The 21866-nt window shown below is 71.4% G+C and carries 14 protein-coding genes; 10 read left to right on the plus strand and 4 right to left on the minus strand.

Translation table 11 applies throughout. The annotated features are described in order from the left end of the window. Positions 1-95: 95 nt before the first annotated feature. Positions 96-3266: an excinuclease ABC subunit UvrA gene (gene uvrA, locus AB0D49_RS16905; RefSeq protein WP_362757687.1), complete on the plus strand. Its 3171-nt coding sequence runs from the start codon at positions 96-98 to the stop codon at positions 3264-3266. 560 nt (positions 3267-3826) lie between these two features. Here uvrA and AB0D49_RS16910 read toward each other — a convergent pair. Further along, positions 3827-4399 carry a YceI family protein gene (locus AB0D49_RS16910; protein WP_362757689.1) on the minus strand — a complete coding sequence of 191 codons (573 nt, stop codon included), beginning with the start codon at positions 4397-4399 and terminating at the stop codon, positions 3827-3829. A 100-nt stretch (positions 4400-4499) separates the two neighbouring features. Between AB0D49_RS16910 and AB0D49_RS16915 the strand changes: the two genes are divergently transcribed. Continuing rightward, on the plus strand, positions 4500-5363 hold the full coding sequence (locus AB0D49_RS16915) for a helix-turn-helix domain-containing protein (RefSeq protein ID WP_362757691.1): 864 nt from the start codon (positions 4500-4502) through the stop codon (positions 5361-5363). 136 nt (positions 5364-5499) lie between these two features. On the opposite strand, the gene AB0D49_RS16920 is transcribed toward AB0D49_RS16915, so the two are convergent. After that, on the minus strand, positions 5500-6474 hold the full coding sequence (locus AB0D49_RS16920) for a carbohydrate kinase (RefSeq protein ID WP_362757693.1): 975 nt from the start codon (positions 6472-6474) through the stop codon (positions 5500-5502). Beyond that, positions 6455-7588 carry a LacI family DNA-binding transcriptional regulator gene (locus AB0D49_RS16925; protein ID WP_362757695.1) on the minus strand — a complete coding sequence of 378 codons (1134 nt, stop codon included), beginning with the start codon at positions 7586-7588 and terminating at the stop codon, positions 6455-6457. The genes AB0D49_RS16920 and AB0D49_RS16925 overlap by 20 nt, the downstream gene beginning before the upstream one ends. Positions 7589-8015: 427 nt before the next feature. On the opposite strand from AB0D49_RS16925, the gene AB0D49_RS16930 reads away from it, so the two are divergent. Continuing rightward, a complete protein-coding gene (locus AB0D49_RS16930) occupies positions 8016-8444 on the plus strand; it encodes a Rieske (2Fe-2S) protein (RefSeq protein ID WP_362757697.1) in 429 nt (142 codons plus the stop codon). 32 nt (positions 8445-8476) lie between these two features. On the opposite strand, the gene AB0D49_RS16935 is transcribed toward AB0D49_RS16930, so the two are convergent. Beyond that, positions 8477-9430: a hypothetical protein gene (locus AB0D49_RS16935; protein WP_362757699.1), complete on the minus strand. Its 954-nt coding sequence runs from the start codon at positions 9428-9430 to the stop codon at positions 8477-8479. Positions 9431-9709: 279 nt separating this feature from the next. On the opposite strand from AB0D49_RS16935, the gene uvrC reads away from it, so the two are divergent. The 7 genes from uvrC to AB0D49_RS16970 all read left to right on the plus strand — a co-directional run bounded on the left by uvrC (position 9710) and on the right by AB0D49_RS16970 (position 21864). Then, positions 9710-12013, plus strand: coding sequence for an excinuclease ABC subunit UvrC (uvrC, locus tag AB0D49_RS16940; RefSeq protein WP_362757701.1), 2304 nt, complete (start codon positions 9710-9712; stop codon positions 12011-12013). A gap of 320 nt (positions 12014-12333) precedes the next feature. Beyond that, positions 12334-13233, plus strand: coding sequence for an RNase adapter RapZ (gene rapZ, locus AB0D49_RS16945; RefSeq protein WP_362757774.1), 900 nt, complete (start codon positions 12334-12336; stop codon positions 13231-13233). Then, positions 13230-14327, plus strand: coding sequence for a uridine diphosphate-N-acetylglucosamine-binding protein YvcK (gene yvcK / locus AB0D49_RS16950; protein WP_362757703.1), 1098 nt, complete (start codon positions 13230-13232; stop codon positions 14325-14327). Before rapZ ends, yvcK begins: the two co-directional genes overlap by 4 nt. Then, entirely contained in the window at positions 14318-15307 is a 990-nt protein-coding gene (gene whiA / locus AB0D49_RS16955; protein WP_362757705.1) for a DNA-binding protein WhiA, read from the plus strand. The genes yvcK and whiA overlap by 10 nt, the downstream gene beginning before the upstream one ends. Before the next feature lie 908 nt (positions 15308-16215). Then, complete coding sequence (locus AB0D49_RS16960; RefSeq protein ID WP_362757707.1) at positions 16216-19188, plus strand: M14 family zinc carboxypeptidase; 2973 nt, start codon at positions 16216-16218, stop codon at positions 19186-19188. Positions 19189-19488: 300 nt separating this feature from the next. Continuing rightward, positions 19489-20496: a type I glyceraldehyde-3-phosphate dehydrogenase gene (gap, locus tag AB0D49_RS16965; RefSeq protein ID WP_362757709.1), complete on the plus strand. Its 1008-nt coding sequence runs from the start codon at positions 19489-19491 to the stop codon at positions 20494-20496. A gap of 156 nt (positions 20497-20652) precedes the next feature. Continuing rightward, positions 20653-21864, plus strand: a complete 1212-nt coding sequence (locus AB0D49_RS16970; RefSeq protein WP_362757711.1) for a phosphoglycerate kinase — start codon at positions 20653-20655, stop codon at positions 21862-21864. The last annotated feature ends 2 nt before the right edge of the window (positions 21865-21866 follow it).

The following is a 21866-nucleotide window of genomic DNA, read 5'->3' on the forward strand; positions in this document are numbered from 1 at the left end:
CGGAATCCGACCGGCGTTGTCAGTGGCTCCCCCTAGGCTGAGAAAGCACGGGGGCCTCGCCCCTGTCACCACTCTCAAGAAAGGTGCGGACCGGCGTGGCCGACCGTCTCATCGTCCGTGGCGCGCGCGAGCACAACCTGAAGAACGTCTCGCTCGACCTGCCTCGTGACGCGCTCATCGTCTTCACGGGCCTGTCCGGGTCGGGCAAGTCCTCCCTGGCCTTCGACACCATCTTCGCCGAGGGCCAGCGCCGCTACGTGGAGTCGCTCTCCTCGTACGCCCGTCAGTTCCTCGGGCAGATGGACAAGCCGGACGTCGACTTCATCGAGGGCCTGTCCCCGGCGGTCTCCATCGACCAGAAGTCGACCTCGCGCAACCCGCGCTCCACGGTCGGCACGATCACCGAGGTCTACGACTACCTGCGGCTGCTCTTCGCGCGCATCGGCAAACCGCACTGTCCGCAGTGCGGCCGGCCCATCTCCCGCCAGTCGCCGCAGGCCATCGTCGACAAGGTGCTGGAGCTGCCCGAGGGCAGCCGGTTCCAGGTGCTGTCGCCGCTGGTGCGCGAGCGCAAGGGCGAGTTCGTGGACCTGTTCGCCGACCTCCAGACCAAGGGCTACTCCCGCGCGCGAGTGGACGGCGAGACCATCCAGCTCTCCGAGCCGCCGACGCTGAAGAAGCAGGAGAAGCACACCATCGAGGTGGTCGTCGACCGGCTCACGGTGAAGGAGTCCGCCAAGCGCCGTCTCACCGACTCGGTGGAGACCGCCCTCGGCCTGTCCGGCGGCATGATCGTGCTCGACTTCGTGGACCTCCCCGAGGACGACCCCGAGCGCGAGCGGATGTACTCGGAGCACCTCTACTGCCCGTACGACGATCTGTCCTTCGAGGAGCTGGAGCCCCGTTCCTTCTCCTTCAACTCGCCCTTCGGCGCCTGCCCGGACTGCACCGGCATCGGTACGCGGATGGAGGTCGACCCCGAGCTGATCGTCCCCGACGAGGACAAGAGCCTCGACGAGGGCGCCATCCACCCCTGGTCCCACGGACACACCAAGGACTACTTCAGCCGCCTGATCGACGCCCTCGCGGACGCCCTGGGCTTCCGTACGGACATCCCCTTCGCCGGGCTGCCGCAGCGCGCCCGCAAGGCGCTGCTGTACGGCCACAAGACCCAGATCGAGGTCCGCTACCGCAACCGGTACGGGCGCGAGCGGGTCTACACCACGCCCTTCGAAGGTGCCGTGTCCTTCGTCAAGCGGCGGCACAGCGAGGCCGAGTCCGACGCCAGCCGGGAGCGCTTCGAGGGCTACATGCGCGAGGTTCCCTGTCCCACCTGCCAGGGCACCCGGCTCAAGCCGATCGTCCTCGCGGTCACGGTCATGGGGAAGTCGATCGCCGAGGTCTCCGCGATGTCCATCAGCGACTGCGCGGAGTTCCTGGGTGAGCTGAAGCTCAACGCCCGGGACAAGAAGATCGCCGAGCGCGTGCTCAAGGAGGTCAACGAGCGGCTGCGCTTCCTGGTCGACGTCGGCCTCGACTACCTCTCGCTCAACCGGGCGGCGGGCACCCTCTCCGGCGGCGAGGCCCAGCGCATCCGCCTGGCCACCCAGATCGGCTCCGGTCTGGTGGGCGTGCTGTATGTGCTGGACGAGCCGTCCATCGGACTGCACCAGCGCGACAACCACCGGCTGATCGAGACGCTGGTCCGGCTCCGTGACATGGGCAACACGCTGATCGTCGTGGAGCACGACGAGGACACCATCAAGGTCGCCGACTGGGTGGTCGACATCGGCCCCGGCGCGGGCGAGCACGGCGGCAAGGTCGTGCACAGCGGCTCCCTGAAGGAACTCCTCGCCAACGAGGAGTCGCAGACCGGGCTCTACCTCGCGGGCAAGAAGGCCATCCCGCTGCCCGACATCCGCCGCCCGCGCGACCCGTCCCGGCAGCTCACCGTGTTCGGCGCCCGGGAGAACAACCTCCAGGACATCGACGTGTCCTTCCCGCTGGGCGTGTTCACCGCCGTCACCGGCGTGTCCGGCTCCGGCAAGTCCACGCTGGTCAACGACATCCTCTACACCCACCTGGCGCGCGAGCTGAACGGCGCCAAGAGCGTGCCGGGACGCCACACCCGTGTGGAGGGCGACGACCTGGTCGACAAGGTGGTCCATGTCGACCAGTCGCCCATCGGCCGCACCCCGCGCTCCAACCCGGCGACCTACACCGGCGTCTTCGACCACATCCGCAAGCTGTTCGCGGAGACCATGGAGGCGAAGGTGCGCGGCTATCTGCCGGGGCGCTTCTCCTTCAACGTCAAGGGCGGGCGCTGCGAGAACTGCGCGGGCGACGGCACGATCAAGATCGAGATGAACTTCCTGCCGGACGTCTATGTCCCGTGCGAGGTCTGCCATGGCGCCCGGTACAACCGGGAGACCCTGGACGTCCACTACAAGGGCAAGTCCATCGCCGAGGTCCTGAACATGCCGATCGAGGAGGCCCTCGACTTCTTCGAGGCCGTCCCCGCGATCTCCCGCCACCTCAGGACCCTGAACGACGTCGGTCTCGGCTACGTCCGGCTCGGCCAGTCGGCGACCACCCTGTCCGGCGGCGAGGCCCAGCGCGTCAAGCTGGCCAGCGAACTTCAGAAGCGGTCCACCGGGCGCACGGTCTATGTCCTCGACGAACCCACGACGGGTCTGCACTTCGAGGACATCAGCAAGCTGCTGACGGTGCTGGCCGGTCTGGTCGACAAGGGCAACACGGTCATCGTCATCGAGCACAACCTCGATGTGGTCAAGACCGCCGACTGGGTCGTCGACATGGGACCCGAGGGCGGTGCGGGCGGTGGCGTGGTCGTCGCCGAGGGCACGCCCGAGCTGGTCGCCGGGGTCTCCACCAGCCACACCGGCAAGTTCCTCCGGGAGATCCTCGGCCCGGACCGGATCAGCGACGGCGCCCCGGTGAAGGCCCCGCGCCGGACGGCGGCCAAGAAGACCGTCGCGGCGAAGGCACCGGCGAAGAAGACGGCGACGGCGACCGCGAAGACGTCTACGACGACCGCGAAGACGTCCACGGCGACCAAGGCTGCGGCGACGAAGGCTGTGGCGAAGAGGACCACGGCGAAGACGGCCGCTGGCCGGGCCACCTCGGCTGAGGCGGCCGACGCCGGGGCGACGGGAGCCGTCAACAACACCGCGTCGAAGAAGGCGGCGGGTGCCACGAAGAAGACGGCACCCGCGAAGAAGGCGGCGCGGACGCGGAAGGCGTGAGGCGCGCGTTGGGCGCACGTCGGGCGGGCGGTGCGCGGCGCGCTGGGCGATCTCGTCCGGCGCGCCGTGGAACGTGGAAGCGGTGCGGAGTTGAGCGGTGGGGCGTGTCGCTGAGCGTGACATGTGTGTGGAGTTGAGCGGTGGGGCGTGTTGCGGGGCGTGAAAGCTGTGCGGAGTTGGGCCGGTGGGGCGTCGCGGCGCGTGAAAGCTGTGCTGCGTTGGGCCGGGGGATGCGTCGCGGGGCGTGGTAGCTGTGCTGAGCCAAGCCATGGGATGCGTCGCGGAGCGCGAAGGCCGCGCTGAGCCGAGCCGTGGGGCGCGCGCGGAACGTGTGCGGCGCACCCCGTGCGGCGGGTACTCCCGGCAGCCTGACCAACGGGCTGAGTCGGTCCGAGTCGACTGGAGCCGGCCGGGTCGTGGAGCTCAGTCCGTCTTCTCGTCCTGTCTGACGTACCAGGCCACAGGGTTCGTACGAGGGTTCTTCACTCGAACGGGTGGTCGTCGTCGCGGGCGGTGTCCGGGGGAACTTCCCCCGAGGCGCCGCCCGTTGTCATATCAGTTCAGCCGTCCTGGCCCTGCGGCTCGACGAAGCGCATGTCCAACCGCACCTTGACAACAGAACCAATGAACCCCGGCGCGAACCCGAGCCCGAAGTCACCGCGCCGGATCTCTCCCACGGCCGTGAAGGCGGCCCGCGCCCGCTGCCCCCCAGCGGAGCGCGACACCCCGCCGAACGTCACGGCGAACGACACCGGGCGAGTCACCTCACCGATGGTCAGCTCACCGGCCATCGTCCAGTCCTCGCCCCGGCCGGACACCCCCGTCGTGCGGAACGACATGGTCGGTCGCTTCTCCACGTCCAGCAGGTCCCCCGAGCGGACATGCGTGTCCCGCTTCACGTTCCCGGTGTCGAACGAAGCGAGGGCGATCTCCGCGACCACCCGGCTCTCCTCGGCCCGCTCCCCGATGTGCACATCCGCCCGCACATCCGTGAACCGTCCATGCACCTTGATGATCCCCGCCTTGCGGACGGTGAAGGTGACGGCCGAGGCACCCGGATCGAGCCTCCAGTGTCCGGGCGACAGAGGCACGGCGGCGGTGGTCAGCGAAGCGGAGCGGTCATCGTCAGTCATGCCACCACCCTCCGGCCCCCCGGCCCCCGGAGGGAGACCGCGCCGAGAGTGGTAGTGGCAGGGCCACCCTCCGCGGCGGACCGCGCTGTACGTTCGAGAGGTGAGCGACAACCCCCTGGGCACCTTTCTGCGCACCCGACGTGAGGGCCTCACCCCCGCCGAGGTGGGGCTCCCCACGGGCACCCGCCGTCGCACCCCGGGCCTGCGCCGGGCCGAGCTGGCGACGCTCGCCGACATCAGCGTCGAGTACCTCACCCGCCTCGAACAGGGACGTGACCGCAATCCCTCACCCCAGGTGCTCGGCGCTCTGGGGGACGCGCTGCTGCTGAGCCGTCCCGACCGGTTCCTCATGTTCCGGCTCGCCAAGGAAGCAGGCGACGCCAAGAACCTCTGCACCTCGGTCAGCCCGCCCGCGCTCACGGTACGGCCGACCGTGCGGGCGCTCCTGGACCGGCTGGAGCCCACGCCGGCCGTGCTGATCAACTGGGTCGGCGACATCATCGCCCACACCCATGGCTATGAACGGTTCGCCCGCCCTCTCGGACTGCTCGACGCCCTCGGCAAACGACGGCCCAACATGGTGCGCTGGGTCTTCACCGACGACCGGGCCCGCTCCGCGTACCCCGACTGGGAGCGGCTGGCCGATGACCAGATCGCCCATCTGCGCAATGAGGCGACCGTCCAGGACCACCATGTCGCCGAATTGGCGAACGAGATGACGGTCACCGCCGGGGCTGCGTTCACCGAGCGGCTCGCGGCCCCGCCCCTTCTGCCCGCCCGTACCGGGATCGACCTCGTGGAACACCCCGAGGTGGGCCGTCTGCGGCTCTCCTTCGAGACGCTCTCCCTGCCGGGCGACGGCCAGCGCCTGCTGGTCCACCTTCCGGCCGACGAGCCCACGGCGACGGCCCTCGACCGGCTGAACGGGCGGACGCCGGGAGCGCTGAGGGCGGTCAGCGGGTGAAGCATGTCGAGGCCCCCGGGGCTGAGGCAGGGAGCCGTGGGTCCGGGCTGACAGGGCCTGAGCCAACCCCGGGTCCAGGCGTCCCTGCCCACTCGGCTCGGGTCGAACCGACGTCCGGTATCGCCCGCGCCAGGTTCTAGAACGGACCCACCTCCGCCGCGTACGGAGGCTCCGCGCCCGCCCGGGAGCAGGTGATCGCCGCGGCACGGGCGGCGTAATGGAGAAGGCGGGTCCAGCCGTCCTGGCCGAGGGCCGCGAGGGCCGGGGCGGACAGGGCCTGCTGCTGGGAGAGACCGTGCAGCAGCGCGGCGTTGACGGTGTCGCCGGCGCCGATGGTGTCGACGACGTGCACCTTCTCGCCGGGGACGGAGTACTCCCGGTACTCCTCGGCGGCACCCCGCTGTCCAGGGTCCCCGTGGCCCCCCTCGGCCCACTGGCTCGCGCCGCCCCGCGTGTACACGGTCAGGCCCTCTCCGCCTCGGGTGACGACGACGGCGGTGGGGCCCTGGGCGAGCCACTCCTGCGGGGTGCCGCCCAGCCAGCGGGCGTCGTCCTCGGAGAGCTTGAGCAGGGTGACGAAGGGCAGCCAGCTGCGGAACCGGGCACGGTAGGCGTCGGGTTCGTCGATCAGGACGGCGCGGACGTTCGGGTCGAGAGCGGTGAACACGCCGTGGGAGGCGGCGGTCCTGAGGAGCTCCTCGTAGGCCGTCGCGCCCGGTTCGAGGACGAGGGAGCAGGTGCCGAAGGAGACGGCACGGGTGCCGGGCGGCAGCTCGGCGGGGGCGGTGAAGAGCCGGTCGGCGGTGCCTTCGACGTAGAAGACGTAGGCGGCCGAACCGGCGGTGTCGAGGGTGGCGACGGCGAGGGTGGTGGGCTCGGGGCCGCGCTGGACGGTGGAGACGTCCACGCCGGAGTGGCGCAGGCCGTCGAGCAGAGCCTCACCGAAGGTGTCCCGTGAGGTGCGGGAGCAGAAGGCGGTGGGGGAGCCGAGGCGGCCGAGGGCCACGGCGGTGTTGTAGGGGCCGCCGCCTAGCGCGGGCTGGAGGGTGGCGAGGGCGCCCGTGCCCTGCGGTACCAGGTCGATGAGGGCTTCACCGGCGACGACGATCACGGGGCGGTTCCTTTCCGGGGCTTCGCACGGACTGCGGGGAGGGGAGCGGGGCGGGGGGAGGCGCATTGGGCGGGGTGCGCCGTGGAGTGGGGCGTTCGTCGGGGCAGCCGCACGACGCGCGGTGGACGAAGGCGCAGGGCAGGCGCACCGTGCGCGTGGGGCGGTCCGGTTGCGCGAGCCGGTCCAGCAGGACGCGGACCGCCTCGGCGCCGATCTCGCGGCTGGGCTGGGCGATGGCGGTGAGCCGGGGCGAGAAGAGATCGGCCCAGGTGAAGTCGTCGAAGCAGCACAGGGCGAGATCGGCGGGGACGGAGAGGCCGTGGTCGCGCAGGGTGCGCAGGGCGCCGATGGTCATCGCGTTGTTGGCGGTGATGAGGGCGGTCGGCGGCACGGACAGGGCCAGGAGGGCGGCGGTGGCCCGTTCGGCGGCCTCGGCGGTGGAGTCGCCGTGTACGAGGAGACGCTCGTCGTGGGGGAGCCCGGCGGCGGTGAGGCCCTGGTGGTATCCGGCGATGCGTTCGGTGGTGGTGCTGAGCCCCGGCAGCCCCGCGACCAGCGCGATGCGGCGGTGACCGAGCCCGGCGAGGTGGGTGACGAGCGTGGCGACGGGCGCGGTGTTCTCGGCACAGACCTGGTCGAAGCGGGGGCGTGTGTGCGGGTCGGCGATGTCCGTGCGACGGTCCAGGAGGACCGTCGGGACGGTGTGGCGGTCGAGGTAGGTGAGAAGGGCGTGCGGGTCGGCGGAGGGGGTGATGATCATGCCGTCCACGCGGCGTTCGTGCAGCAACTGGACGACCTTGCGCTCATGGGCGGGGTCGTCGTGCGGGTCGGCGATGAGCAGGCTGTAGCCCTGCTCCAGGGCGGCGGCCTCGACGCCCTGGAGGATCTCGGTGAAGTACGGGTTGGTGATCGCCGACACGGCGAGCCCGATGGAGCGGGTGCGGGCGGTGACGAGGGAGCGGGCCAGGGTGTTGGGGGTATAGCCCAGGGCCTCGACGGCGTCCAGGACGGCCTGGCGGGTCGGCGGGAGCACGGGGCGGGTGCCGTTGAGGACGTGGGAGACGGTCGCCACGGAGACGCCTGCCCGGCGTGCCACGTCCGCCATGGTCGCCACGGTCAGCTTCCCTCCGTCTCGGTTGCCCGGTTGCCCGGTTGCCGGGGCTGTCTGATGGCCTCGTCACCTGCCCGGCGGTGTTCCGGGGATAGCACTGAGCATCCCGTCACCGCCCCGCTCGCCCCTGAGGCGGCGCGTCCCCCCCCGTCTCCCCCCGTCAGTCCGGTCACCCTCAGTAGCCCCCCGTCACCCCAGCCGTCGGCTGGAGATCCCAGAGAACCCAGAGATCCCAGGCCCTCTCGACCCCATTGGTGGGCCAGGCCACCCATCCCGGCCGGCCCCCCGGCCGGGAACGTATCCCATCCCCCCACCCCGCGTAAACGCTTACGCAAGCGTTTACGCGCCCGGAACCGACCTGCCCAGCCCGCCCGTGGGGGCGTCGGTTATCGTCACCGGGCACCGCCAGCGCACCGTCAGTGGAGTCCTTATGTCCGGCACCAGTCCGTCAGCGAGCCGTCGTACCGTTCTGCGGGGAGCGGCCGTCGTGCCGGTGGCGGCGGGGCTGGGGCTGGCCGCCTGTTCGCCGGGGGACAGCACCCGGGCCGCCGCGCCGACCGGGCCGGTGGACGTGGGCGCGGAGGGCGAGGTCGGCAAGGGCGCGGCGGCGCTGTACCAGGAGCACAACGTGGTGGTGAGCCGGGGCGCGGACGGGGCGGTGAAGGCGTACGGGTCGGTGTGCACACACGCCGGGTGCGCGATCAACAAGCTGGAGGGGACGACGTTGGTCTGCCCCTGTCACGGCAGTGAGTTCGACGCGCGGACCGGTGAGGTGCTCCAGGGGCCCGCGACGGTGGCGTTGCCGGAGCTGTCGGTGACGACGGAGGGCGGTCGGCTGGTCGTCGCGCCGCGGGCGTAGCGGCGCGGGGGAAGGCGACACTGCCGGACGGGTTACTCCCAGTCCCAGCCGATGCCGACGATGCCGGAGCGGACCCGGGGTTCCACCAGGTGGACCGAGTGGTGGGCGGTCAGGGGCAGCTCCTGACGGCCGCTGCGCGGGGCGGCGGCCGAGTGCTGGGTGAAGCGGTGGCAGCGCATGGGCAGGGCGCGTTCGTGGAAGCGGACCTGGAGGGCGTACTGCCCGCCCGCCGGGCCGAAGCCGCGGACGTACTCGCGGGAGGGGCCCGCGGTGCCGTCCTCGACGGCGTAGCGGAAGAGATAGGTGTCGCCCGCCCGGAGCCGGGCGCCGAAGTGCAGCTCGGCCACGAGGACCCCGGTGTCGTGGTGGAGCCGGACCCGGCCGGTGCGGCAGTTCTCCAGGGCGTGCACGGCCATGCGGTCGGGGGCGCAGCCGGGGTCGCCGTGGTGGACGGCGACGAAGCGGTCCACGCCGTCGCGGTGGGCGCGCACGATGTGGTGGGACTCGCGGCCGAGGAGTTCGCGGTGCGGGCCGATGTCGACGCGTTCGTGGTGGCCGAGCATGTGCAGTCCGCCGTCGAGCGGGATGTCCAGCTCCCCGAGGAGCCGCTCCAGGACGCCGGTCGCCTCGACGAGGGAGCGGTAGGAGCGGGTGGCGGCGCGGGCGCCGGTGCGCTGGTCGTCGGCGTCGGCGAGGAGCCGTATCAGGGACTCCTCGGGCAGTTGGAGGATCTCCTCCAGCGCGCGGACCGCCCGCAGGGACTCGGGGCGCTGGGGGCGGCGGGCGCCCTGCTGCCAGTAACTCAGGCTGGTGACGCCGACTTTCACGCCGTAGCGGGTCAGATGGTGCTGGACGCGTTGCAGCGGCAGGCCGCGGGCGGCGATGGCGGCGCGCAGGGCGACATGGAAGGGGCCGCCGCGCAGGGCCGTGTCCAGTTCCGCGGTGGTGAGGTCGTGGTGCTCCACGGGCTGAGTGGCGTGCGGCATGCAGCGGCCTTTCTCTCACGGTTCACAACGGCTGGTCAGACCGTTGTCGCTGGTCGTGGGGGCACCCCCCGGAGGCGCCGGGCCTGATTCGCTCCGTGCGCCGCCGTTCCCCGCCCCGAGTTCCCCCGCATTGAAGCGTGTTGACCAATTCCCGACAACACCTGTTGCCCAACCGAGCCGTACTTGCGAGAGGCGGGGTTCGAGTGGTTACACACGGTGACGCGCGGGGTGGCCCACAGGCTACTCGGAGTGTCAGTGCCCGCCAGTAGGGTTGGAGACATGGCCGATCCTTCCAGCTACCGCCCCAGGCCGGGTGAGATCCCGGACTCCCCGGGGGTGTACCGATTCCGCGACGAGCACCGCAGGGTGATCTACGTAGGGAAGGCGAAGAGCCTGCGTCAGCGCCTGGCGAACTACTTCCAGGACCTGTCCGGACTCCACCCGCGCACCCGCACGATGGTCACCACGGCCGCGTCCGTGGAGTGGACGGTGGTGGGTACGGAGGTCGAGGCCCTCCAACTGGAGTACTCCTGGATCAAGGAGTACGACCCCCGGTTCAACGTCAAGTACCGCGACGACAAGAGCTACCCGTACCTCGCGGTGACGATGAACGAGGAGTTCCCGCGGGTCCAGGTGATGCGCGGCCAGAAGCGCAAGGGCGTGCGCTACTTCGGACCGTATGGACATGCCTGGGCCATCCGGGACACCGTGGATCTGCTGCTGCGGGTGTTCCCGGTGCGCACCTGCTCGGCCGGGGTCTTCAAGAACGCCGCCCGCACCGGCCGCCCCTGCCTGCTGGGCTATATCGGCAAGTGCTCCGCCCCCTGCGTCGGCCGTGTCACCCCGGAGGACCACCGGGAACTGGCGGAGGAGTTCTGCGACTTCATGACCGGGCGCACGGGCACCTATCTGCGCCGGCTGGAGCAGCAGATGGCGGAGGCGGCCGAGGAGATGGAGTACGAGCGGGCCGCCCGGCTGCGCGACGACATCGAGGCCCTGAAGAAGGCGATGGAGAAGAACGCGGTCGTGCTCGCCGACGCGACCGACGCCGATCTGATCGCGGTCGCGGAGGACGAGCTGGAGGCGGCCGTCCAGATCTTCCATGTCCGTGGCGGCCGGGTGCGCGGCCAGCGCGGCTGGGTCACCGACAAGGTGGAGGAGATCACCACCGGCGCCCTGGTCGAGCACGCCCTCCAGCAGCTCTACGGGGAGGAGAAGGGCGACTCGGTGCCCAAGGAGGTCCTGGTCCCGGCGCTGCCCGACCCGGTGGAGCCGGTGCAGGAGTGGCTCGCCGAGCGGCGCGGCTCCCAGGTCTCCCTGCGGGTTCCGCAGCGCGGCGACAAGAAGGCCCTGATGGAGACGGTGGAGCGCAACGCGCAGCAGGCGCTCGTGCTGCACAAGACCAAGCGCGCCTCCGACCTCACCACCCGCTCCCGTGCGCTGGAGGAGATCGCCGAGGCCCTCGACCTGGACAGCGCCCCGCTGCGGATCGAGTGCTACGACATCTCGCATCTCCAGGGCGACGACGTGGTGGCGTCCATGGTGGTCTTCGAGGACGGCCTCCAGCGCAAGAGCGAGTACCGCCGCTTCCAGATCAAGGGCTTCGAGGGACAGGACGACGTCCGGTCCATGCACGAGGTGATCACCCGCCGCTTCCGCCGCTACCTCGCCGAGAAGGAGCGCACCGGCGAGTGGCCGGCGGAGGCCCAGACCGACGGGACGGCGCAACCGGCGGACGGTACACCCGTGGCAGCGGACGGGGCTGTGGCACCGGCGGACGGTACACCCGCGGCAGCCCACGGGACCGCGGCCCCGGCTGACGGGACACTGGTGGCGGTCGGCGCGACACCCGCCTCAGTCGACGGGACACCGGTACCGGCCCACGACGCCACCGGTACCGGCGGAGCCACCGGCGGTGGCGGTGCCGAAGGGATCATGGACGGCCGGGGGAACGCTCTGCCCGACACCGGTCCCAAGGACGACGACGGCCGCCCCCGGAAGTTCGCCTATCCGCCCCAGCTCGTGGTCGTGGACGGCGGCCGTCCGCAGGTCCTCGCGGCCCGCCGGGCACTGGACGAACTGGGGATCGACGACATCGCGGTGTGCGGGCTGGCCAAGCGGCTGGAGGAGGTCTGGCTGCCGGACGACGAGGACCCCGTGGTGCTGCCGCGCACCAGCGAGGGGCTCTATCTGCTCCAGCGGGTCCGTGACGAGGCGCACCGCTTCGCGATCACCTATCAGCGGACGAAGCGGGCCAAGCGGTTCCGGTCCTCTCCGCTGGACGAGGTGCCCGGTCTCGGCGAGACCAGGAAACAGGCGCTGATCAAGCACTTCGGTTCGGTGAAGAAGCTCCGGTCCGCGACCATCGACCAGATCTGCGAGGTTCCGGGTATAGGCCGCAAGACGGCCGAGACGGTGGCCGCGGCACTCGCCCGCGCGGCCCCGGCCGCACCCGCCGTGAACACGGCGACCGGCGAGATCATGGAAGACATCGAGACCGAGGCACCCGAGACGACGGCGGGGGCCTCAGGGGAGCCCGCGACCGCGAGCGCCCCGGACGAGCGACGGGGGCAGGAGACATGAGCGAGCAGGACGAACAGCACACAGCCGGACCACGACGGGCGGTCCCGCCCGAGGGCCGGGACGGCGAGGCGACCACCGGCCCGGTCCCCGACGCCCCCGCCGGGGACACCTCGGCCCCGGCAGGCCCCTCGGGGAAGAACCCGGCCCCGGACCAGGCGGCCGACAGCACCCAGGCCAAGACCACCCAGGCCAAGACCACCCAGGCCGAGACCGCCGCGGCCAAGGCGGCCCCGGCCAAGACCACTCCCGCCAAGGCGACCCCGGCCGCCACAGAACCGGCAGCGCCGACCGGTACCGATCAGGACGACGACGGAGAACAGGTGAGTACGGACACAGCGGCAGCGGGGATTCCCGAGACCGCCATCCCCGAGCTGGTGATCATCTCCGGTATGTCCGGAGCCGGCCGCTCCACCGCGGCGAAGTGTCTGGAGGACCTCGGCTGGTTCGTGGTCGACAACCTCCCGCCCGCCCTGATCCCCACCATGGTGGAGCTGGGCGCCCGCTCGCAGGGCAATGTGGCCCGGATCGCGGTGGTCGTCGACGTCCGCGGACGGCGGTTCTTCGACAATCTCCGGGAGTCGCTCGCCGACCTGGAGTCCAAGCACGTCACCCGGCGGATCGTCTTCCTGGAGTCCTCCGACGACGCCCTCGTACGCCGTTTCGAATCGGTGCGTCGGCCGCATCCGCTCCAGGGCGACGGACGGATCGTCGACGGCATCGCCGCCGAGCGCGAACTCCTGCGCGAACTGCGCGGCGACGCCGATCTGGTGATCGACACCTCCAGCCTCAACGTGCATGAGCTACGGGCCAAGATGGACGCCCAGTTCGCCGGTGAGGAGGAGCCCGAACTGCGGGCCACGGTGATGTCCTTCGGCTTCAAGTACGGCCTGCCGGTCGACGCCGACCTCGTCGCTGACATGCGGTTCCTGCCCAACCCGCACTGGGTGCCGGAGCTGCGGCCGTTCAGCGGGCTCAACGAGGAGGTCGCCGCGTATGTCTTCAACCAGCCCGGCGCCAAGGAGTTCCTCGACCGCTACGCCGAGCTGCTCCGGCTGATCGCCGCCGGGTACCGGCGCGAGGGCAAGCGCTATGTGACCATCGCCATCGGCTGTACGGGCGGCAAGCACCGCTCGGTGGCCATGTCCGAGAAGCTCGCCGCGCGCCTCGCCGCCGAGGGCGTGGAGACGGTGGTCGTGCACCGGGACATGGGCCGCGAATGACCGACCGTTCTCCGCGGCTGGCCAGGCTGCGCCGGATGACCCTCGACGGCCGCTCCGCCCCGGACGGCCGGACGCCCGCCGAGGGCCGTTCGGCCCCGGTGGGACGCGGTGCGCGCGGGCGCCGCCGCGGCGCCCAGCCCAAGGTCGTCGCCCTCGGCGGCGGCATGGGCCTGTCCGCCTCGCTGGCCGCGCTGCGCCGGATCACCGGCGACCTCACCGCCGTCGTCACGGTCGCTGACGACGGCGGCTCCAGCGGGCGGCTGCGCGACGAGATGGGGGTCCTGCCCCCGGGCGATCTGCGCAAGGCGCTGGCCGCGCTCTGCGGCGACGACGACTGGGGCCAGACCTGGGCCCGGGTCATCCAGCACCGCTTCCAGTCCGAGGGCGAGATGCACGGCCACGCGGTCGGCAATCTGCTGATCGTCGCCCTGTGGGAGCAGCTCGGCGACCATGTGCAGGCGCTGGACCTGGTGGGCCGGCTGCTCGGCGCGCACGGCCGGGTGCTGCCCATGTCGGCCGTGCCGCTGGAGCTCCAGGCGCTGGTCAGAGGCCATGACCCGGCCCGCGCCGACGACGTGGACACCATCCGCGGCCAGGCCAACGTGGCGCTCACCCCGGGCGAGGTGCAGTCCGTCCACCTGGTGCCGAACGATCCGCCGGCCGTCCCGGAGGCGGTGGCCGCGGTGCTGGACGCCGACTGGGTGGTGCTCGGCCCCGGCTCCTGGTTCTCCTCGGTCATCCCGCACCTCCTCGTCCCGGAACTGCTGGACGCGCTGACCGAGACCAAGGCCCGCCGGGTACTCTCGCTGAACCTCGCCCCGCAGCCCGGAGAAACCGACGGCTTCTCCCCGCAGCGTCATTTGGAGGTTTTGGGACGACACGCCCCTAAACTCGCCCTGGACGTGGTGCTGGCCGACGAGGCCGCCGTGCCCGACCGCGACTCGCTGACCGACGCCGCCCAGCGTTTCGGAGCCGCGGTGGAGCTGGCGACGGTGGCCCGGACGGACGGGACTCCGAGGCATGACCCGGAGCTGCTGGCCGCCGCGTACGACCGTATTTTTCGGATGCATGGAAGGATCGGCCCATGGCGATGACGGCAGCGGTGAAGGACGAGATCTCCCGGCTCCCCGTCACCCGGACCTGTTGCCGGAAGGCGGAGGTTTCCGCCATTCTGCGGTTCGCCGGCGGGCTGCACCTGGTCAGCGGACGCATCGTGATCGAGGCGGAGCTGGACACGGCGATGGCGGCCCGCCGCCTCAAGCGGGACATCCTGGAGATCTTCGGACACAGTTCCGAACTGATCGTGATGGCCCCCGGCGGACTCCGCCGCGGCTCGCGCTACGTCGTACGGGTGGTCGCCGGCGGTGATCAGCTGGCCCGGCAGACCGGTCTGGTCGACGGCCGGGGCCGCCCCATCCGCGGGCTGCCCCCGCAGGTGGTCTCGGGGGCGACCTGTGACGCGGAGGCGGCCTGGCGGGGCGCGTTCCTCGCCCATGGCTCGCTCACCGAGCCCGGCCGCTCCTCCTCCCTGGAGGTGACCTGCCCCGGCCCCGAGGCCGCGCTCGCCCTGGTCGGCGCGGCCCGCAGACTGTCCATCCCCGCGAAGGCCCGCGAGGTACGCGGTGTGGACCGGGTGGTGGTCCGCGACGGCGACGCCATCGGCGCGCTGCTCACCCGGCTCGGCGCCCATGAGTCGGTGCTGGCCTGGGAGGAGCGCCGGATGCGCCGCGAGGTTCGCGCCACGGCGAACCGGCTGGCCAACTTCGACGACGCCAACCTCCGCCGCTCGGCACGCGCCGCCGTCGCCGCGGGCGCCCGGGTCCAGCGGGCCCTGGAGATCCTCGCCGACGAGGTCCCCGAGCACCTCGCCGCGGCCGGGCGGCTGCGCATGGAGCACAAGCAGGCCTCGCTGGAGGAGCTGGGCGCGCTCGCCGACCCGCCGCTGACCAAGGACGCCGTGGCCGGGCGTATCCGCCGGCTGCTCGCCATGGCCGACAAGCGCGCCTCCGACCTGGGCATCCCGGGCACGGACGCCAACCTCTCGGAGGAACTGGTCGACAACGTCGCCGGATGACCGCCACCCGCCCCGCCGGCCACCCCCACCCGCTCTCCACCCGGCGGGCGGACCTCCCCGACGTACGACACACCCGCGGACACCCGCCCTCACCGCCCCCCCCGCGGCGCCCCCTCGGCACGGCACCGCCGTACCCCGCGCACGGCCACGAGACGAACCGGCCGTCCCCACGCCCGCCCGTACCTCCCGTGCCCGCCCGACCAGCGTGCCCGCCCCCACCCGCACCTGCCGTACCCCGCCCCTGCCCGACCGGGTGTCCGCGCCCGCCCGTACCTCCCGTGGACCGCGCGCACGCCCGCCGTGCCCGCCCCCGCCCGCACCTGCCGTACCCCGCCCCTGCCCGACCGGGCGCCCGCACCCTCCGGTACCTCACACCCGCCCGACCGCCGTGCCCGCCCCACCCCCACCTGCCGCACCCGGCACCCACGGCCCACCGTCCCCGCCCGACCGGCGCCCCCGGCAACCCCGCACCCACCGCACACCACACCCGCCCACCGGGACTGCCCACCCGCACCGGCACCCACCGCACACCACACCCGCCCCCCGCCCGCCGCGCATCCCCCAGCCACGCCCCCAACCCCCCTCCCCTCCCCCCCCCACACCTCGCTCACCCGCCCGGCGCCCCCGGCCACACCCGCCACACCCCCCGCACCCCCCGCACCCCAGGCTCCAACTCCCCATCCCCACCGCCGACCGCCGACCGCACCCCCAACCCCCACGCGCCAACCCCCACGCGCCAACCCCCACCCCTCGACCCCCCACCCCTCGACCCCCCACCCCTCGACCCCCCACCCCCCCAAACCCCACCCCCCATCCCCCCAAACCGTTCCCGAACCCTTGACTGGAACACGCCATGACATGAGCCTTTCAGCATTCGCCACTGGGGCGAACACCTGCTAGGGGGGTTCATGAGACAAAGAGCGAGATCGATCCTCGCTGTCGGCGCGCTCCTGACCAGCGGAGCGCTCATCGCGCCCATCGCCCAGGCACTACCCGGCGGCCCCCAGGCCGCCACCCCGGCCTCGCCCGCTCCCGCCGCGGACGAGGTCAAGGTCTTTCGGGCCGAGGTCACCAAGGAGCAGATCCCGCTCCTGCTGGCCGCGGGCCAGGACGGTCACGAACTCAGTGAGCAGGCGCCCGACAAGGGCACCGCGACCGTGGAGGTCTACCTCACCGACAAGGAGGCCGACAAACTTCAGGACAAGGGCGTCGACCTCGCCGAACACACCCTCTCCGCGAAGGCGGAGAACCGGGTGGAGGCCGCCGCCGACGGGGTCTTCCGGCCGTACAGCGGCGCGGGCGGCCTCCAGGAGGAGATCCTGCGCACCGCGCAGCAGAACCCGAAGCTGACCAAGGTCGTCTCCATCGGCAAGACGGTGAACGGCCAGGACATCCTCGCGCTGAAGCTCACCAAGAACGCCAAGAACGGCAAGGACGGTTCCAAGCCCTCCGTGCTGTACATGTCCAACCAGCACGCCCGTGAGTGGATCACCCCGGAGATGACCCGGCGGCTGATGCACCACTACCTGGACAACTACACCAAGGACCGGCGGATCAGGAACATCGTCGACTCCACCGAACTGTGGTTCGTGCTCTCGGCCAACCCCGACGGCTACGACTACACCTTCCAGGGCGACACCACCCGCCTGTGGCGCAAGAACCTGCGCGACCTCAACGGCGACGGCGCCATCTCCACCGGCGACGGCGTCGACCTCAACCGCAACTTCTCCTACAAGTGGGGCTACGACAACGAGGGCTCGTCCCCGAACCCCACCAGCGAGACCTACCGCGGCCCCGGCCCGAACTCCGAGCCCGAGACCAAGGCCATCGACGCCTTCCAGCGCCGGATCGGATTCGAGTACGGCATCAACTACCACTCCGCCGCCGAGCTGCTGCTCTACGGCGTGGGCTGGCAGGTCGCCACCAACAGCCCGGACGACGTCCTCTACAAGGCGCTCGCCGGGACCCCCGAGAACTCCGCCATCCCCGGCTACCACCCGCAGGTCAGCTCGGAGCTGTACACCACCAACGGTGAGGCCGACGGCCACGCGGCCAACGTCAACGGCACGGCGATGTTCACCCCGGAGATGTCCACCTGCCAGACCATCTCCGCCAAGGACCCGAACGACGCCTGGAACCCGGCGGACTGCCGCTCCGGATTCAACTTCCCGGACGACGAGAAGCTGATCCAGGAGGAGTTCGTCACCAACATCCCCTTCGCGCTCTCCGTCGCCGAGTCCGCCGCGACCCCCGACCGCCCGAAGTCCTCGGTCGGCATCGACGCCCCCGACTTCACCCCGGCGCCCTTCACCACCTCCTACTCGCGCGGCGCCGACCAGGAGATCTCCGTCGTCGCCCGCAAGTCGGTCCGGGACAAGGAACTGCGCTACCGGGTCAACGGCGGCCGGGTCCACGACCAGACCCTGCGCGCCTGGAAGGGCGGCGAGGTCTTCGGCGGCGAGGACAACCTCTACTTCGACGAGTACCGCGCCAAGGTCCAGGACGGCGACCCCGGTGACACGGTCGAGGTCTGGTTCACCGGCGAGACCCGCTCCGGCAAGAAGGTCACCAGCCAGCGCCACACCTACACCATCGCCGAACGCCCCCGCGCCGACACCCTGGTCGTCGCCGAGGAGGGCGCCGCGGCCACCCAGGCACAGACCTATGTCGACGCGCTGAAGGCCAACGGCCGCAAGGCGATCGTCTGGGACGTCGCCACCCAGGGCGCCCCCGACGCGCTCGGGGTGCTCGCGCACTTCGACACCGTCGTCCACTACACCGGCAGCGCCATCCCCGGCAATCCCACCCAGCTCCAGCTGCGCGCCTACCTCAACGAGGGCGGCCGGCTGATCGAGGCGGGCGAACGGGCCGGCGGCAGCGTCGCCCTCGCCGACGGCACCCCGTCCAACGACTTCAGCCAGTACTACCTGGGCGCCTTCTCCCGCACCAGCCTGCGCAACGCCACCGCGTTCCAGGGCGGCGGCAAGCTCGCGGGAGCCTCCGGCGCGCTCGGCGCGGCCCCCGGCAACCCGCTGGACCTGGCCGGCTCCTACAGCACCACCTCCGACACCCTGTCCCCGGACACCTTCCCGCAGTTCCGCAGCGCGGGCGGCGGCCAGTACCCGGGCACGGTCAACCCGTACGGTCCCTACGCGGGCGCGTCCATGGCCGCCGTCACCCACTCCGACTACGCCTGGAACCGGCTCACCCGGACGGTCGACCTCACCGCGGCGACCGCCGCCCAGCAGCCGACCCTGAGCACCCAGCTGTTCTGGGACACCGAGGGCGGCTACGACCACGTCCTGCTGGAGGCCCGTACCGCGGGCGGCTCCGACTGGACCACGCTCGCCGACAAGAACGGCGCCACCAGCACCACCGTGCCCACCGAGTGCGAGGCCGGGTTCTTCATCCAGGCCCACCCCGCCCTCGGCCGCTATCTCACCCGGGACGCCTCGGGCTGCACCCCGACCGGCACCAGCGGCACCTGGAACAGCTTCACCGGCACCTCCTCCGGCTGGCAGAAGGTCGAGTTCGACCTGTCCGCCTACGCCGGGAAGACCGTCGAGCTGTCCCTGAGCTATGTCACCGACCCGGGCAGCGGTGAGGCCGGCGTCCTCGCCGACGACACCAGCGTGGTCATCGGCGGCACCGGCCAGACCGAGGGCTTCGAGACCTCCCTCGGCGCCTGGACCACCCCGGGCCCGCCGCCGGGCAGCCCCGCCGTGGTCAAGGACTGGGCCCGCACCGGCGAGCTGTTCCGGACGTACGGCGCCGTCACCACCGACGACACCGTGCTGCTCGGTTTCGGTCTGGAGCACCTCACCACGGCCGCCGACCGCGCCACCCTGATCCGCAAGGCGCTCGCCTCACTCGACAGCTGAGCCCCCGAGCCAAACCCGACAAAAAGCAAAAAGGCTGAACCCAAGAGCTGAACCCAAGAGCTGAACCCAAGAGCTGAACCCAAGAGCTGGACCCCAGGGGCTGGACCCCACCAGATTCAGCCCCGGCCGGCCCCGGACGGCCCGTACCCCTACCGACGGGTACGGGCCGTCCTGCCGTGTACAGGACCTCTCGATGTCACCGACGGGGCGCCGGAGAGGTAGGGTCGTGGGTGGTCGGGGACATCCCAATTCAAGCTCGCCGGCATCAAGAGCCGGTGTACCCAACGAGGAGATCGGTTCGTGACGATCCGCGTAGGCATCAACGGGTTTGGCCGCATCGGTCGCAACTACTTCCGGGCGCTCCTGGAGCAGGGAGCCGACATCGAGATCGTGGCTGTCAACGACCTGGGTGACACCGCCACCACCGCGCACCTGCTGAAGTACGACACCATCCTGGGCCGCCTCAAGCACGAGGTCTCCCACACCGCCGACACGATCACCGTGGACGGCAAGACGATCAAGGTCCTCTCCGAGCGCAACCCCGCCGACATCCCGTGGGGCGAGCTGGGCGTCGACATCGTCATCGAGTCGACCGGCATCTTCACCAAGAAGGAAGACGCCGAGAAGCACATCGCCGGTGGGGCCAAGAAGGTCATCATCTCCGCCCCGGCGAAGAACGAGGACGTCACCATCGTGATGGGCGTCAACCAGGACCAGTACGACCCGGCGAACCACCACGTCATCTCCAACGCCTCCTGCACCACCAACTGTGTGGCGCCCATGGCGAAGGTGCTGGACGAGAACTTCGGGATCGTCCGCGGTCTGATGACGACCGTCCACGCGTACACCAACGACCAGCGCATCCTGGACTTCCCGCACAAGGACCTGCGCCGCGCCCGCGCCGCCGCGGAGAACATCATCCCGACCACCACGGGCGCCGCCAAGGCCACCGCGCTGGTCCTCCCGCAGCTCAAGGGCAAGCTCGACGGCATGGCCATGCGCGTCCCGGTCCCCACCGGCTCGGTCACCGACCTGGTCGTGGAGCTGAGCCGCGAGGTCACCAAGGACGAGGTCAACGCCGCGTTCAAGAAGGCCGCCGACGGCGAGCTGAAGGGCATCCTCTTCTACACCGAGGACGAGATCGTCTCCTCGGACATCGTCAGCGACCCCGCGTCCTGCACCTTCGACTCCTCCCTGACCATGGTCCAGGAGGGCACCTCGGTGAAGGTCCTCGGCTGGTACGACAACGAGTGGGGCTACTCCAACCGCCTCGTCGACCTCACGGTCTTCGTCGGCGACCGGCTCTGATCCCCAGAGCGGGCATCTCCGTGTGAGAGCAGGGCTCGGGCGGCGCGCGCAATCGCCGCCCGAGCCCTGCCGCGCGTACGGACGCCCCGGCCCGCGAACGGACCGATCAGCTCTCCTACGATCAACCGATCAAGAGACCCTGACCAGGAGTACTCCATGAAGACGATCGACGCACTGCTCGCCGCGGGGGTGGACGGCCGGCGGGTCTTCGTCCGCGCCGACCTCAATGTCCCGATGGCGGACGGTCTGATCACCGACGACGGCCGCATCCGGGCCGTGCTGCCCACCGTGCGGGCGCTCGCCGAGGCCGGTGCCAAGGTGGTCGTCGCCTCCCACCTGGGCCGCCCCAAGAGCCCCGCGGACACCCAGTTCTCCCTGCTCCAGGCCGCCGAGCGGCTCGCCGAGCTGCTCGGCGCCCCCGTCGCCTTCGCCCAGGACACCGTCGGCCCGGCCGCCCACGCCGCGGTGGACGGCCTCCAGCCCGGCCAGGTCGCGGTGATCGAGAACCTGCGCTTCAACCCGGGCGAGACCAGCAAGGACGACACCGAGCGCGGCGCGTTCGCCGACCAGCTCGCCGCCCTCGCGGACGCCTACGTCGGCGACGGCTTCGGCGCCGTCCACCGGGGGCACGCCTCGGTCTACGACCTCCCGGCCCGGCTGCCGCACTACGCCGGATACCTCATCGCCACCGAGGTCGGCGTCCTGAGGAAGCTCACCGAGGACGTCAAGCGCCCCTATGTCGTGGTCCTCGGCGGCGCCAAGGTCTCCGACAAGCTCGCCGTGATCGACGAGCTGCTCGCCAAGGCCGACCGGCTGCTGATCGGCGGCGGCATGGCCTACACCTTCCTCAAGGCCCAGGGCCACGAGATCGGCACCTCCCTGGTCCAGGAGGACCAGCTCGCCCAGGTCACCGAGTATCTGGAGCGCGCCGAGAAGACCGGCGTCGAGCTGGTCCTGCCGGTCGACGCCCTGGTCGCGCCCGCCTTCCCGGACCTGAGCGCCCAGGCCCCCACGCACCCCACGACGGTCGCCGCCGACGCCATGCCGGCCGACCAGATGGGTCTCGACATCGGACCCGAGACCCGCAAGCTGTACGCCACCAAGCTCGCCGACGCCGCCACCGTCTTCTGGAACGGGCCCATGGGCGTCTTCGAGCACCCCGACTACGCCGAGGGCACCAAGGCGGTCGCCCAGGCCCTGCTCGACTCCCCGGGCTTCACCGTGGTCGGCGGCGGCGACTCCGCCGCGGCCGTCCGCACCCTGGGCTTCGACGAAGCCGCATTCGGCCACATCTCGACCGGCGGCGGCGCCTCCCTCGAATACCTCGAGGGCAAGACGCTCCCCGGCCTCGCCGCACTGGAGGACTGACC

The organism is Streptomyces sp. NPDC048290 (assembly GCF_040652095.1).
GTDB lineage: Bacteria > Actinomycetota > Actinomycetes > Streptomycetales > Streptomycetaceae > Streptomyces.